This is a genomic window from Niallia alba, from assembly GCF_012933555.1.
Lineage (GTDB): Bacteria > Bacillota > Bacilli > Bacillales > Cytobacillaceae > Niallia > Niallia alba.
Genome location: NZ_JABBPK010000001.1, coordinates 1,070,245 through 1,084,235, shown reverse-complemented (window position 1 = coordinate 1,084,235; position 13,991 = coordinate 1,070,245). Strand labels below are relative to the sequence as shown.

Sequence of the window (13,991 nt, the reverse complement as noted above, 5' to 3'; positions counted from 1 at the left end):
CAGGGTCTCAGACTGTCTCGCTAATCCTCGTGGCTTCTAGGTGTATTCCAGCTGCTCTTTTTTTCCAACTTATTCATTTTAGAAAACAGCCTAACTAATGAACAGAAAAAAGAGGATATCTTTTAAAGAAACGCTTCGTATATTTCCTACAAAAGCGAGACTTAAAAGACAACCTCTTCTATTTTCTACATTAGTGCGCTTCTTTTTGAGCACAATCAGGACAAGTACCGTAAATTTCCAGACGGTGGTGGCTGATTTTGAATCCTGAAACATGGCTAGCAAATTGCTCGACCTCATCAAGTCCTGGATAATGGAAATCAACTATTTTGCCACACTCTTTACAGATAATATGATAATGGTGAGAAGTAATGAAATCAAACCGGCTGGAAGAATCTCCATATGTCAGTTCCTTTACTAAATTTACTTCACGAAAAACTCTTAAATTATTATAAACAGTGGCTACACTCATATTCGGAAATTTACCTTCAAGTGCTTTATAAATTTCATCGGCAGTCGGATGTGACATTGAGCTTATTAAATATTCAAGTATCGCATGACGCTGCGGGGTAATGCGCACTCCTGTTTCTTTCAGCTTATCAAGAGCTTCTTGCAACTCATTATGTTCCACGGACATGCACCCCATTTCTAAAAGATATTCTTATTTTATAATGTTTATAAATAGTGTACTAATAATAGGAGGGTTTTGTCAATACAGTTACTGTAATAACGCGGTTTTATAGATGTATGAACAATCTGAAAACACAATAATGATTATTTAACAATACCTACTATTAGATAAGAGTGAATTATTGAATGTTATTGATAATCTACTTTCATTATATGCTTATAAAACAATAACTTTCACCAGAATATTTATCCATTTCTTCTCTTTATAGGAGTGACTCCTATAAGATTCACTTACAAAAAAAAGACCAACGAACTGTTCGTTGGCCACCGACATATATATGAGGAGGTATATGCTCACTATACAATATGCTCCTCCCCTTTTAATGAGTGGACAAAAGTCCCTACCATAAAAATTAGGCTTCGATTTTTTCTAATGCTTGTTTGATTTCATCTACATGGCCAGCTACTTTTACTTTCTTCCATTCTTGAGCAAGCTTCCCTTCTTTGTCAATCAAGAAGGTCGATCTTTCAATTCCCATATACTCTTTTCCGAAGTTCTTTTTTAACTTCCAGACGTCAAAGCTTTCGGCTACTTCATGATTTTCGTCGGATAATAACGGGAATGGCAGCTCATGTTTTTCAATAAACTTCTGGTGTCTTGAAATCGGATCTGGGCTTACTCCTAGTACTACTGTATTAAATCCTTTGAAAGCTTCGTGGTTATCGCGAAAATCACATGCTTCTGTTGTACATCCAGGTGTCATATCTTTCGGATAAAAGTATAAGACAACATTCTTTCCGCGAAAATCGGAAAGTTTTATTTTTTCACCATTATTTGCTTCTAGTTCAAAGTCTGGAACTGTTTCTCCAATATGAATAGACATCGTATCCCGCCTTTTCCTTTTTATACAAGCCTACCTAATTTGCTGCCATGAATCAAGAAAAGGGATTTACTAGTTGTTCATATCAAATACCGCCCGTGCCACAAAGGCGGCTGGAATCGTATAACCGATTAACGCCTCCACTAATACAACCATTCTTCCCATCCCGATCGGCATTAAATCGCCAAAGCCTACAGAGAATAAGGTCACTCCGCTAAAATATATACTAGTATGTAAAGTATGAAAAAAATCATAGTTCAAAGATGGCGCCTGTCCATCATTATAAACAGGAATTCCGTTCATTTGGAATAACGTATAGATTAATCCAAAGCCTATCATAATGGTGATATAGACAAAAATTAGATACATAAAATTTTCAAACGATACCCATTTTTCTTTTCTGCGGTAAGGAACAAACAGTGTTTTTAAGCTCATCGCAATAAAAAATAGAATGAGTGCTAATAAGACATAAAACATTTCCTTACCCCCTTACTTCCTTGCAAAGTATTTAATGGCTCCATCATTAATATCTATGCTTGTCTTGTGTATTTATTCGTTTATCCATTTCCTCTATTGGAAGTGGACGAAAAAGCTGTTTCCCTTTATCTTCTTTCAAAAAGTGCTAAAATGAGGGAAGGTATTTTTATAGAATGATACGATTTATAGGAGGTTTATATGTTACATACCAATTCAGAACGTTTACATGAAGAAGCTTTAGATATTATTGTTGGAGGAGTCAACAGTCCTTCTCGCTCTTACAAAGCTGTTGGCGGCGGCTCACCGGTTGTTATGGAAAGAGGGCAAGGAGCTTACTTCTTTGATGTCGACGGAAATCAATATATCGATTATTTAGCTGCATATGGTCCGATTGTTACAGGACATGCTCACCCACATATTACAAAAGCAGTAACGCGTGCAGCCGAAACTGGACTATTATTTGGTACACCAACACCGCATGAAGTCACATTTGCGAAAATGCTTCAGGAGGCAATTCCTTCTCTGGAAAAAATCCGTTTTATGAATTCCGGAACAGAAGCTGTTATGACAACGATTCGCGTCGCTCGTGCTTACACTGGTAGAAATAAAGTCATTAAATTTGCTGGCTGTTACCATGGTCACTCTGATCCTGTATTAGTTGCAGCTGGATCTGGCCCTTCTACACTTGGTACTCCAGATTCTGCCGGTGTGCCAGCAGTCATTGCAGCAGATGTCATCACTGTTCCTTTCAATGATTTAGATGCCTATAAAGAAGCATTAGATAAATGGGGCGATCAGGTTGCAGCTGTTCTAGTAGAGCCAATCGTTGGTAACTTCGGTATCGTGGAACCAGTGGAAGGCTTTTTGCAAGGAATCAATGACCTAACACATAAAGCAGGTGCACTTGTTATTTATGATGAAGTGATCACCGCTTTCCGCTTTACTTACGGGGGAGCACAAGACTTACTTGGTGTTCAGCCTGATTTAACAGCATTAGGAAAAGTGATTGGCGGCGGTCTTCCAATCGGTGCATATGGCGGCAAAAGAGAAATCATGGATCAAGTGGCACCAATTGGTCCAGCTTATCAAGCAGGAACACATGCCGGAAACCCAGCATCCATCCAAGCAGGAATTGCTTGTCTAGAAGTATTAAAGCAAGAAGGCGTATATGATTATCTAGACAAATTAGGTGCACTGTTGGAAAAAGGAATACTAGAAGCAGCAACACAATACAATGTTCCCATTACTATCAACCGCTTAAAGGGAGCACTTACTGTATACTTTACAACCGAAAAAGTATCCAACTACAAACAAGCAGAAAACACAGATGGCGAAATGTTCGGCCGCTTCTTTAAACTATTAGTAGAACAAGGAATCATGCTAGCACCATCCAAATACGAAGCATGGTTTATCACTATCGCACACACAGAAGAAGATATCGAAGCAACCCTACACGCTGTAGATCAAGCATTCGCAACACTTAAAGAAGAATATAAGTTTTAACTAGTAGTTAAAAAAGGTTCAGTACAATACTGGACCTTTTTTAATGAAACTCCAACTAAATTCCACCAACTGTTTTTGCAGCAGAAATCCCCACCCATTAGAACGTTTTACACCACTAATATAGTTTAAATCCATTTCAAATTTAACAACAATATGTCCATTTTTTTAAAAACGATCGAAAAAAGAAAAAATCAGGCATTAGTCTATTGAAGTTAGCATCTAATCACTGTATAGTACATTATTGTGTTTACTTTTCGTGTTTTTCGCAAAAAGTAAGGGGTATAAGAAAATATGTTAGTAACATTAAAGGAAAGGAACACTTATTTATGACACTAGGAGCGCGTATTCTGAAAACAGGAATCGCCATCGTTTTAGCTTTATTTTTAGCACAACTATTAAATGCACCAACTCCTGTTTTCGCAGGAATTTCTGCCATTTTTGCCATACAACCAACCGTCTATCGATCTTATTTATCTATTATCGAACAAGTACAAGGCAATATCATTGGCGCTATTATTGCAGTCATCTTTGTATTAAGCTTTGGAAACAATGTCTTTATCATCGGACTTGCAGCAATCATTGTTATTACCATCAACTTGAAATTAAACTTAGAAAAAACGATTACGTTATCCGTGGTAACACTAATCGCGATTATGGAGTCACCGACAGATGATTTCATTACCTTTGCGATAATCCGTTTTTCCACCGTGATGCTAGGAATTCTTTCTGCATCGACCGTCAATCTGATTTTTCTACCACCTAAGTATGAAAATAAATTGTACAATCATATTTCTGATATGAGTGAGGAAATAACGAAGTGGATTCGTTTGAACATTAGACATGCCTCTGAGCACAGCCTACTAAAGAACGATATTGATAAAATGTCTGATCGGTTAATGAAAATAGATCAATTATATACGCTCTATAAAGAAGAACGAAATTACTTCAAAAAGACAACCTTATTAAAAACAAGGAAATTAGTAATTTATCGTCAAATGATTGCGACATTGAAAAAATCTTTTCAAACATTGAAAAAGATTCATCGTTATGAAAATGAGCTATTGAGCTTGCCAGAAGAGTTACAGCATATCATCCAGCAACAGCTCGACTGTCTGATTCATCATCACGAACATGTTATGCTTAAATTTATTGGCAAAGTAAAGCCAAATGTTGTTTTTGAAGAAGGCAGCATTTCTCTTGACCGTAACATGCTGTTTCAGGAATTAATGAATTACTATAAAGAGACAGAGTTAACGGTGCATGAAAATGAAGAAGAATTGAAGCAATACCATATGATGCAAATCGTCTCTGCTATCATTGAATATGACGAGAATGTAGAGCATCTTGATACATTAATTACGTCCATTCAAGTGCATCATCAGCATGAGGCTGATGTAACGATTGAAGAATAAGAAAAAAACTCTGGACACCCAGGGTTTAGACACTAAATTGACTGCAAAAACGTAAACTTTCTTCATGGAAAAAAGGGAACCAGAAACGATTTTCTGGTTCCCTTTTGCTTTTAATTTCCTAATTGTTGTATTTGAAATAGATCATGATAATGACCTTGTAACTTCATCAGTTCATCATGTGTGCCATCTTCCATGATTTTACCGTGTTCGATTAAGATAATCCGATCAGCATGCGTAATAGTAGATAGACGATGAGCCACAATTAAAGTCGTTCTATCTTTTGCCAATGCTTCAATAGACTCTTGAATCGATTGTTCACTTTCTAAGTCTAAAGCAGAAGTTGCCTCGTCCAAAATTAAGATGGGCGGATTTTTCAAGAACACGCGAGCAATAGCTACTCTTTGCTTTTGTCCCCCACTTAATTTCACGCCTCGTTCTCCTACTTTCGTTTCATACCCTTCCGGCAACTGCATAATAAAGTCATGGGCATTCGCCGCTTTTGCAGCTGCAATCACTTCCTCTTCCGCTGCATTCGGGTTTCCAATCATAATATTCTCTCTAATCGATTCACTAAAGAGAATATTTTCTTGTAGAACCATACCGATTTGGTCTCTTAAGGAACGCGCTTGCAAATCTCGTATATCTTTTCCATCTAAGAGAATTCTTCCACCGGTAACATCAAAGAATCTCGGAATAAGACTGATTAACGAGGACTTACCTCCACCGCTCATTCCCACAAAAGCCACTGTCTCTCCTTGCTTAATATGTAAGGAAATATTATTTAACACTTTCGGATCTTTTGTATCATAGGCAAAATCCACTTCTTCAAAAGTAATGTCTCCTTTTACATTTCTACAAGGAACAGCATTTGGCTTATCTTGAATATCGTATTTTTCATCAATTAAATCAAATACCCGGTCCATGGACGCGATCGATTGCGTCAACGTCGTGGAGGAATTCACTAGTCTTCTTAATGGATTATACAATCTTTCAATATAAGCAAAAAATGCCATCATCGCTCCTAAAGATAAATCGCCATTCAACACTTGATAGCCTGAATAAGCAATCACAATCAATGGAGAAATATCGGTAATGGTATTAACTACAGCAAATGCTTTAGCATTCCATTTCGTATGATCGACTGCTTTTTCTAAAAAGGTATTATTATACTTTTGAAAATGCTTTTGTTCATGATCTTCGGTAGCAAAGCTTTTAATAACAGAAATCCCTTGAACTCTTTCATGTAAAAAGCTTTGCACACCAGCTAAAGCCTGGGATCTTTCTCTTGTTAATTTACGTAAATTACCGAAGAAATAGCTTACGGAAAGGGCATAAAACGGTAACAAAATAATAGAGACAAAGGTTAACTTCACATCCATCGTAAACATGATTCCAATTGTGATTAAAATCGTTACGGCATCTAACCATAAGTTCATTAAACCAGTCAAAATGAAGTTTTTCGTTTGTTCCACATCATTTATTACACGGGAAATAACTTCTCCTGCACGGGTATTGGAATAATACTTCAAGCTTAATTTTTGCAGGTGCATAAAAAGCTGATCTCTGATATCATATAATATTTTATTAGAAGTCCATTGTGCGAAATATTGACGGTAATATTCAATCGGCGGTCTCACCACAATAAAAATAATCATCGTGATGATCATGATTGTCCATAGATTACTCATTTTAGTTGCCTGGTCTAAGGTCGTGTTATTGATTATGTCATCGATTACGTACTTCAATAGCAATGGTATTAATAGCGGTATCGCAAATTTCACAATACCGATGATGATTGTCCCAATGATTTGCCATCGGTATGGCTTTACAAAGGTCATATACCTTTTAATACTATCCACATATACTCCCCTCTCTTGTTGCACTTGTTTTATTTCCGTTTTTTCTGTTTGGAAAACTTGATTGTGATTCTTTCTCGAAAATACCTTTTTTAATGGAGTTCGTTGATTTCCACTTTAGAGTGTTAAGCTACATTGATAAATAATTTGCAGCCAACTGACCACCTTAAAATTGCATTTTGCTTTATTCGAAAGCGGGATGGGCTCTGATAGGCTCTCTCTGTTCCCTTTTTTCCCTCTTCCAACGTCCAAACGGGCACTGAGGAGCCTTCTCTGGTCCATTTTTCTCTCTTTTAAAATCAAAACAGGCTCAGAGATCCCTCTCTATTTCCTCTTCCTTATGCCACCAACCGAAAACGCTCCCTAAGATTTTTAACCCCCTTCATTCTCTTCTAAATTCTTTCACACTTTAATAACAAGGAACCATTTTATCACTATTCGAAGCTTATGCATAAGAAAAAAGCCTGCTGAAATTCAACATGCTTTTTTCAGTCTTCCATATTAACTTCTGTACGTTAAGTATCTTTCATACCACAAATCAACAAAATCTGGTGCAAAGGGACCTTTTCTTTGTCTTATCCATTGTATTAATTGATTTACTTGCGTTTTCAAAATATGATCAATGACCTCTGGATATTTCATTTCTTGGCGATGTCGTTCGTACTCATCTTCATCTAATAAATTAAATGTCATATCCGGAAATATTTTGATATCCAAATCATAATCAATATACTTAAGTGCCTCTCCATCGTATATAAACGGGGAGCTTAGGTTGCAATAATAATGAATGCCATCTTCTCTAAGCATGCCAATGACATTAAACCATTGTTGTGAATGAAAATAACAGATTGCAGGTTCACGCGTTACCCACGTTCTTCCATCTGATTCCGTAACAATTGTACGATCATTACCACCTATTATTAAGTTCTGCGTCCCTTTAAGTATCGTTGTTTCGTCCCAGATTCGATGGATGTGCCCATTATGCTTGTAACTGTGAATTTGTATTGGTTCACCCTCGATAGGTACGCCCATTTTTATTTCTCCCCTACTTTCTATTTACGGACGCTTTGTAACCTGTTACATACTAAAAGCAATTCATTATTTCATTTAAGGCAACAAAGTACGATTCCTCTTTTTTCTTATTTCTTATTATAACGGTTCTCTAGTAAATTTAAAACAAAAGAACCATTGAAATTACACAATGGTTTTAAATATTCCATATTTTTATGAACTAGAAGATAGTTTCAGTTCATTTTCTTGGTAGACTCTAATGACCTTTTCTGTTTGGATTTCAAAAATTTTCTGTATTTCTTTAAGCTCTTCTTTCATGTTAATAATTTCTATTTGCACTTCTTTTAATTCCGTTTCTTTTTGTAGTATTTGTAATTGTGCCTCTATTTCTTCACACCGTTCTAATTCGCCTTGTAAATATAACAGTTTTTCCATTATTCGCATTTGTTCTCCAACTAATCCGTTAAATACATCCATGAAAAAACACATCCTACTCTTTTAATTTAGGTTCTGCATTTGTATATAAATAGACCCTTTTCTATTAAATCTTCCTTTTACTATTTCTTCGTATGTATGTTTATTCCTTTGACTACTTCTGTAGACAAAAGAGAAGTTTTGTCGAACATTCTAGTCTAATTCACAGCCTCAATACAATTATGTAACCATTAAACGTCTACTAAAAAAATAATAATAATAAAGATGATGACTATTTTTGACGAAAGCAAAGGGCACTCTCCCGTAAGTGAAGTGCCCTTTGTTTGCATTATTTGCTAGAGTTTTTAGCTTTTTTAGCTTCTGCTTGTTGGTTATATTTTTTTACTTCTGCAGTGCTTGTTTCGCTAGCAAATTCAGTACCATACTGACCTTGACCAGCAGATTGAGCGTTTTGTTGTTTTACTTCTTGAATGTTAGTTCCAGTTTGAGTTACACCAGATTTTTTAGCCATGAATATCACCTCCACGCATATTAATTTGTCCCAGACGTTTCAGTTCTATCCAAAGTTTTTTATTACCAATAAAATCCAGAAAATCTATTCCGATCAAATTAAAAGGGAATTCTCCTTAATAGGAAAATCCCCTCTTCTTATACCAATGCTTTTTAGTAAAATTGTTGCGAGTAACGTCTTATACTAGTAATGAAATACCACCATCAACAATAATCGTTTGTCCTCTGATCATGCTTGAATCGTCACTTACTAAAAACATAACTGCATTAACAAGGTCTTCCATTTCAACCATTCTGCCAGCAGGTGTTTTTTCAGCGGCAGCTTGAAGCAATTCTTCTCTATTTGGGAAATGTGTTAAAGCTTCTGTATCTACTGCACCACCGGACACGGCATTTACCACAATATTTTTCGGTGCTAATTCAACCGCTAAATATCTTGTTAATGCCTCAACTGCCGCTTTACTAACACCAACAGTTGTATAGTTCTCTAAATAGCGAATCGCTCCTAATGAACTGATGCTAACAATTTTGCCACCTTTATCCATTAACTTTGCCGCTTCTTGAGCACAGAATAATAATGCTTTACTGTTAATATTCATCGTCCAATTCCAATGAGATTCTTCTAATTCCATAATTGGTCTTAATACCCCAGATGCTGCATTATTAATAAAAACATCGAGTCTTCCAAATTCTTCTTTTACTGCTGCAAACATTGCTTTTATTTTATCCACATCGCCAACATTTGCTTTTACTAATAGAACTTTTCTTCCTAATGCCGTAATTTCATCAGCTGTTTCTTGTGCTGCCTTTTTGCTTCTTGCATAGTTTATTACAATATCATAGCCTTCTTTTGCTAAGCGGATCGCTGTTTCTTTTCCAATTCCTCTACTACTTCCGGTAATTAATGCTACTTTGTTTGTCATTCTTTTTAATTCCTTTCCCATCCATTTACTTCTCATTTTACCTCTATTCATGCATAGTTCGCAATCAAGATTCGCACAATAAACAGTAATACGGGAAAAGTAAAGGAAGGTATTTAATATGTATGTTGGAAGAGATATGACCGAATTAGCAATGATTGCGAAATCTGATTGGAAGGATACTGAACTTGCCTATTTTCATCATTCCTTGCAGCAAATGACTCCCTATCTCAATAGTGAAGGTACTAGTATTCACCGTGGAATAATAGAGGAAATTGAAAATAGAGGCGGATTAAAAAGAAACGAAGCTGATTATACACACGGAACAGAAGTAAGCTATGATTAAGAAAGAGTGACCACCCATATATGGTCACCCTTTCTTCACTTGCTCTGGTAAAAATTTCAGCATCTTTTGATGAGACACTGGGAACGGGAAAGGTTCAATTTCTTCTGCATTCACTCTTCGTAAATCTTCTTTTTCCTCTTTTAAATCAATTAATTTTCCACTATATACATTGATATTCCAAATTAAATGGGAAAAAACATGTTCAATTCTTGTAATCATTTCGCCAACTTCCACTTTAGCCTGATAGTCTTCTAAAAGCTTTTCTTCAAGCTGTGTTTTCTCACTTCTCAACACTTGAACGATTTCCATATTAGGAAACTCCCATAGATTCGCCAGCAACCCTGTATTTGGTCGCTTATGAATCAATGTTCTTCCATTCTCATCTGTCAAGACGACTGCCGCAAGCTGTACCGTCTTTTGTTTCTTACTTTTTGTCTTTACAGGAAGCTCTGTTACTGTCCCTTCATCAAAGGCATGACAATGTTCCCTCACTGGACAAAGCAGACACGAAGGAGAAGTAGGTGTACAAATTAGGGCACCAAGTTCCATAAGTGCTTGATTAAAATAAGAAGGATTCTCATGCGAGATAAGAACACGTACTGCTTCTTCAAATGTTTTTCTTGTTTTCGGTTTGGCGATATCTTCCCAAATAGATAGGATTCTTGATAAAACTCTCATTACATTTCCATCTACTGCCGGCTCTGGCACTCCATATGCAATACTTAAAATCGCGCCAGCTGTGTAGGGGCCGACTCCCTTTAAGCCTGCAATTTCTTTAGGCGTGTTAGGAACTTTTCCTCCGTATTTTTCATGAACTTCCTTAACGGCAGCATGTAAATTTCTTGCTCTTGAATAATACCCCAATCCTTCCCAAGCTTTTAATACCTTCTCTTCTTCCGCTTTAGACAATGCCTCTATTGTTGGAAATTGAGAAACGAATCGATTAAAATATGGGATAACCGTATCGACCTTTGTTTGCTGGAGCATGATTTCAGATACCCATACTTTATAGGGATCTTGATCTTGTCTCCATGGAAGCTCTCTTTGTTCTTCCGTAAACCAATTTAATAAATCTTCTCTAAATTGCTCGACATTCACTTGATTTTTAATGATTTCTTGCCTTTCTGTCACTATAAACCTCCAGATGTTAATTATTAATTTTTTTGGGGAATAACATTAAATAGATTTCTTTTTATTCTTTTGGACATGGTATGCATCATAGGATGGAATGGGATAGAATGAAAGTATTACAAATTCAACTATCAAATTTAAAACTATCCTCGCCAATTTAATATCTAAATGAAGTATAAATAAGTAAATTTTCCTCATTTTAAATAGAAGAGCTATTTAAAAAAAATTACGCGATTGTCCGATTGTTTGTCAGCTATATTTATTATTTAATAACATTATCCGCATTTTTCGTTATGCGAATTTCTTTAACTGTTTGTAGTGTATCTTTTGTTGAGAAAAAAGAAAAGGATATTTTTATTGTAATTATGGTGTTTTCATCCAAATAATTCGGAGAGAAAAATCAGGGAGGTTTGGTATTTTGGATACAGGAACACATATCGTTATGGGGATTGCTCTTGGTGGGCTTGCTACACTAGACCCTGTTGTTGCTTCAAACCCTGCAACAACGACAAGTGTCATCATCGCAACAATCATCGGTTCACAAATACCAGATATCGATACAGTTTTAAAATTAAGAAACAATGCTGTTTATATACGCAATCATCGTGGCGTAACGCACTCCATACCGGCAGTCATCTTATGGCCGCTAGTCATTCTTGCGGTTCTGTACCCAGTTTTTCCAGGGGTGAATCTATTCCATTTATGGCTGTGGACTTTTATAGCGGTCTTCCTGCATGTTTTTGTTGATATTTTCAATGCTTATGGAACACAGGCCCTACGTCCTTTTACAAATAAATGGGTTGCATTAGGGATTATTAATACATTTGATCCAATCATTTTCTCTCTGCATATTGTAGCTATCTTGTTTTGGGTATTTGGCGCAAATCCTGGATATACCTTTTTAACCCTTTTTATTGTGCTTATTGGCTATTATTTACTTCGCATCTTTACACAGCTGAAGGTAAAAAGAAGTGTTAAAAAGATGATTCCAGATGCAACGGAAATTATTTTATCACCAACAATGAGATATAACCATTGGCGTATCGCGGTTATGACAGAGGACTCCTTTTATGTTGGCCGCTCTCATCAGCACGAAATTGAAATTTACGATAAATTCCATCGCACTCCGGTTCCAAGTACACCGGTACTTGCAGCAGCACAAAAAGATAAGAACTTATCTGCCTTCTTATCCTTTTCTCCTGTATTCCGTTGGGAAGTACAGGAACTGGAAGACCAATACCAAGTTCGGTTTATTGACTTACGCTATCGAAGTAATGGACATTATCCGTTTGTGGCTGTCGTTCATCTTGATTTAAACTTGAATATCATAACCTCTTACACAGGATGGATCTTTAGTGAAGATAAACTAAAGAAGAAACTCGATATCCTTACCAACTAGTATGAAAAATGAAGCTGGGATATAAGTATTCCAGCCGAAGATAAACCCGAACAATGATACGAAGATTGATGTAAAAAATAGTTCGTATCATTGTTTGGGTTTTTATTCATGTAAAAAAGAAGGTTTGTGATAATCACCTGCAGCCTGAATACACTTCGCTTTCCGTGGGGCTCGCGCTGGCCCACCGGAGTCTACGAGTATTCAGGCTGCTTCATTTTCCAATCTATTTCATTTTTTTCTTAGTAAAAGAATTAGGTTTTAGAAAATAGCCTTTAAAAATGAAGGGAAATGGAGCGGAAGACACTCGACTCCTGCGGGAGGAAGTAGAGGAAAGGCTGAGACCCCGCAGTGCATGTAAGGAGGGGGCTCAGCTTCCTCCCCGCGGAAAGCGAGTGTCTGTAGCGCAATGGAACAACATAGTTTCTATACTTAACTATATTAAGAAACATAAATAACGAGTATAGGGAAAGAACCATTTAAGTGCTAAATTAGAGCATGTTCGCCTTTACCTATTTTTTATTTTATTATGTCCTAGTCTCGCTTCTTCTTAATGTAATTTCTTTTTGTCATCTGTCAGGAATTCTTTATATTTTGGGTTTTCTGCCACAAATTCATGAAGCTTTCCACCATAGTTCTCAATCCACTGGCTGACTACTTTTTCTGTTACTTCTTCGCCTTGATATTTCCGACCCGCTTTGGCATAAGTAGCTTCAAAATCTTCCCATAATAATTCAACCCATGTCTGTGCTTGCCCTACTGAAATAAAAGAATTAAGCTCTAATAGCCGTTCGACTAATTTCTTTTGTGCTTCATGCATCGTTTCATTCCTTCTTTCTTTTTCTATTTTTACTTATAGATTGCTGGTGTATAACAAATACTATCCATAGTGATAAACAAAAATGAGTTTATTACTGTTTACTTAGTTAATTCTTGGAGGTATAACGATGGGAAATGTAGATAATCCAAATGATGTTAAGCTTGAAGGGGAACCGAGAGCGAAAGCGGAATACGCTTCTAAAAGAGCAAATGGCACAATCAATACACATCCTCAAGAGAGAATGCACGCTTCCTCTCATCGCAAACCTAAAAAATAAGAAAAACGTTTATTTCTGTAGGAAAGAGGGAGAGACCATTTCCGGTCCCTCCTCCTTACTCATTTTTTCTTTTTTAAAAGGGCGATAGGAATCCCTTCTTCTTGGCTGCCTTCCACCTTGCGTCTTCCCCAGGCAAACACACCATTCATATAATCGATTTGAAAAAGAACTCCAGGAGCTCCTTCTATTTCATATACTTCATTTGCTTTATATTCTTTCGGATCTAATAAATAGGATTTTGCAAGAACCGCTTTTCTTTCTAAAACGGCATATTCATTAACCATTCCAAGCTGTTCTGCCTTTTTTGCTTGATCATTTAAAGTGGATATTTCCATACGGAGCTCATGTTCTGTCATCATGCTATATCTTTTTGTCAGCATTTATATTCC

16 protein-coding genes are annotated in these 13,991 nt (G+C 36.4%); 5 read left to right on the top strand and 11 right to left on the bottom strand.

Annotated features, from left to right (window positions below):
- Positions 1–190: 190 nt before the first annotated feature.
- The 3 genes from perR to HHU08_RS05390 form a co-directional block, all read right to left on the bottom strand.
- Complete coding sequence (perR, locus tag HHU08_RS05400; RefSeq protein WP_016202777.1) at positions 191–634, bottom strand: peroxide-responsive transcriptional repressor PerR; 444 nt, start codon at positions 632–634, stop codon at positions 191–193.
- 406 nt (positions 635–1,040) lie between these two features.
- The gene (bcp, locus tag HHU08_RS05395) at positions 1,041–1,511 is read right to left on the bottom strand and encodes a thioredoxin-dependent thiol peroxidase (RefSeq protein ID WP_169187981.1); all 471 of its coding nucleotides are present in this window, start codon (positions 1,509–1,511) and stop codon (positions 1,041–1,043) included.
- A gap of 69 nt (positions 1,512–1,580) precedes the next feature.
- On the bottom strand, positions 1,581–1,985 hold the full coding sequence (locus tag HHU08_RS05390) for an ion channel (protein ID WP_101729582.1): 405 nt from the start codon (positions 1,983–1,985) through the stop codon (positions 1,581–1,583).
- A 198-nt stretch (positions 1,986–2,183) separates the two neighbouring features.
- Between HHU08_RS05390 and HHU08_RS05385 the strand changes: the two genes are divergently transcribed.
- Positions 2,184–3,488, top strand: a complete 1,305-nt coding sequence (locus HHU08_RS05385; protein WP_016202773.1) for a glutamate-1-semialdehyde 2,1-aminomutase — start codon at positions 2,184–2,186, stop codon at positions 3,486–3,488.
- A gap of 326 nt (positions 3,489–3,814) precedes the next feature.
- Positions 3,815–4,900 (top strand): FUSC family protein, encoded by a 1,086-nt coding sequence (locus HHU08_RS05380; RefSeq protein WP_016202772.1) that lies wholly within the window; start codon positions 3,815–3,817, stop codon positions 4,898–4,900.
- Positions 4,901–5,010: 110 nt separating this feature from the next.
- On the opposite strand, the gene HHU08_RS05375 is transcribed toward HHU08_RS05380, so the two are convergent.
- The 5 genes from HHU08_RS05375 to fabL form a co-directional block, all read right to left on the bottom strand.
- A complete protein-coding gene (locus HHU08_RS05375; protein WP_169187980.1) occupies positions 5,011–6,759 on the bottom strand; it encodes an ABC transporter ATP-binding protein in 1,749 nt (582 codons plus the stop codon).
- A gap of 498 nt (positions 6,760–7,257) precedes the next feature.
- Entirely contained in the window at positions 7,258–7,788 is a 531-nt protein-coding gene (gene ntdP / locus HHU08_RS05370; protein ID WP_016202770.1) for a nucleoside tri-diphosphate phosphatase, read from the bottom strand.
- Between the two features lie 192 nt (positions 7,789–7,980).
- Positions 7,981–8,244, bottom strand: a complete 264-nt coding sequence (locus tag HHU08_RS05365) for a YgaB family protein (protein WP_016202769.1) — start codon at positions 8,242–8,244, stop codon at positions 7,981–7,983.
- A gap of 286 nt (positions 8,245–8,530) precedes the next feature.
- Positions 8,531–8,713, bottom strand: a complete 183-nt coding sequence (locus HHU08_RS05360) for a gamma-type small acid-soluble spore protein (RefSeq protein WP_016202768.1) — start codon at positions 8,711–8,713, stop codon at positions 8,531–8,533.
- Positions 8,714–8,891: 178 nt separating this feature from the next.
- Positions 8,892–9,635, bottom strand: coding sequence for an enoyl-[acyl-carrier-protein] reductase FabL (gene fabL, locus HHU08_RS05355; protein WP_169189615.1), 744 nt, complete (start codon positions 9,633–9,635; stop codon positions 8,892–8,894).
- A 118-nt stretch (positions 9,636–9,753) separates the two neighbouring features.
- Here fabL and HHU08_RS05350 point away from each other — a divergent pair, with 118 nt between their 5' ends.
- Positions 9,754–9,978 (top strand): hypothetical protein, encoded by a 225-nt coding sequence (locus HHU08_RS05350; protein WP_101729585.1) that lies wholly within the window; start codon positions 9,754–9,756, stop codon positions 9,976–9,978.
- Between the two features lie 24 nt (positions 9,979–10,002).
- Here the strand turns inward: HHU08_RS05350 and mutY are convergent, their stop codons facing one another.
- Positions 10,003–11,109 (bottom strand): A/G-specific adenine glycosylase, encoded by a 1,107-nt coding sequence (gene mutY / locus HHU08_RS05345; RefSeq protein ID WP_169187979.1) that lies wholly within the window; start codon positions 11,107–11,109, stop codon positions 10,003–10,005.
- A 418-nt stretch (positions 11,110–11,527) separates the two neighbouring features.
- On the opposite strand from mutY, the gene HHU08_RS05340 reads away from it, so the two are divergent.
- Positions 11,528–12,508, top strand: a complete 981-nt coding sequence (locus tag HHU08_RS05340; RefSeq protein ID WP_016202764.1) for a metal-dependent hydrolase — start codon at positions 11,528–11,530, stop codon at positions 12,506–12,508.
- A 547-nt stretch (positions 12,509–13,055) separates the two neighbouring features.
- On the opposite strand, the gene HHU08_RS05335 is transcribed toward HHU08_RS05340, so the two are convergent.
- On the bottom strand, positions 13,056–13,325 hold the full coding sequence (locus HHU08_RS05335) for a YfhJ family protein (protein ID WP_016202763.1): 270 nt from the start codon (positions 13,323–13,325) through the stop codon (positions 13,056–13,058).
- A gap of 127 nt (positions 13,326–13,452) precedes the next feature.
- On the opposite strand from HHU08_RS05335, the gene HHU08_RS05330 reads away from it, so the two are divergent.
- Positions 13,453–13,602, top strand: coding sequence for a small, acid-soluble spore protein K (locus tag HHU08_RS05330; RefSeq protein ID WP_016202762.1), 150 nt, complete (start codon positions 13,453–13,455; stop codon positions 13,600–13,602).
- Positions 13,603–13,661: 59 nt separating this feature from the next.
- On the opposite strand, the gene HHU08_RS05325 is transcribed toward HHU08_RS05330, so the two are convergent.
- The gene (locus HHU08_RS05325; protein ID WP_016202761.1) at positions 13,662–13,982 is read right to left on the bottom strand and encodes a YfhH family protein; all 321 of its coding nucleotides are present in this window, start codon (positions 13,980–13,982) and stop codon (positions 13,662–13,664) included.
- Positions 13,983–13,991: the final 9 nt, after the last annotated feature.

Bases quoted from the DNA above. Each gene is read 5' to 3' on its own strand.
- HHU08_RS05360 (WP_016202768.1), bottom strand. From the start codon at position 8,713: ATGGCTAAAAAATCTGGTGTAACTCAAACTGGAACTAACATTCAAGAA.
- fabL (WP_169189615.1), bottom strand. From the start codon at position 9,635: ATGACAAACAAAGTAGCATTAATTACCGGAAGTAGTAGAGGAATTGGA.
- HHU08_RS05325 (WP_016202761.1), bottom strand. From the start codon at position 13,982: ATGCTGACAAAAAGATATAGCATGATGACAGAACATGAGCTCCGTATG.
- ntdP (WP_016202770.1), bottom strand. From the start codon at position 7,788: ATGGGCGTACCTATCGAGGGTGAACCAATACAAATTCACAGTTACAAG.
- HHU08_RS05385 (WP_016202773.1), top strand. From the start codon at position 2,184: ATGTTACATACCAATTCAGAACGTTTACATGAAGAAGCTTTAGATATT.
- perR (WP_016202777.1), bottom strand. From the start codon at position 634: ATGTCCGTGGAACATAATGAGTTGCAAGAAGCTCTTGATAAGCTGAAA.
- HHU08_RS05330 (WP_016202762.1), top strand. From the start codon at position 13,453: ATGGGAAATGTAGATAATCCAAATGATGTTAAGCTTGAAGGGGAACCG.
- HHU08_RS05365 (WP_016202769.1), bottom strand. From the start codon at position 8,244: ATGGATGTATTTAACGGATTAGTTGGAGAACAAATGCGAATAATGGAA.
- HHU08_RS05380 (WP_016202772.1), top strand. From the start codon at position 3,815: ATGACACTAGGAGCGCGTATTCTGAAAACAGGAATCGCCATCGTTTTA.
- HHU08_RS05390 (WP_101729582.1), bottom strand. From the start codon at position 1,985: ATGTTTTATGTCTTATTAGCACTCATTCTATTTTTTATTGCGATGAGC.
- bcp (WP_169187981.1), bottom strand. From the start codon at position 1,511: ATGTCTATTCATATTGGAGAAACAGTTCCAGACTTTGAACTAGAAGCA.
- HHU08_RS05335 (WP_016202763.1), bottom strand. From the start codon at position 13,325: ATGCATGAAGCACAAAAGAAATTAGTCGAACGGCTATTAGAGCTTAAT.
- HHU08_RS05350 (WP_101729585.1), top strand. From the start codon at position 9,754: ATGTATGTTGGAAGAGATATGACCGAATTAGCAATGATTGCGAAATCT.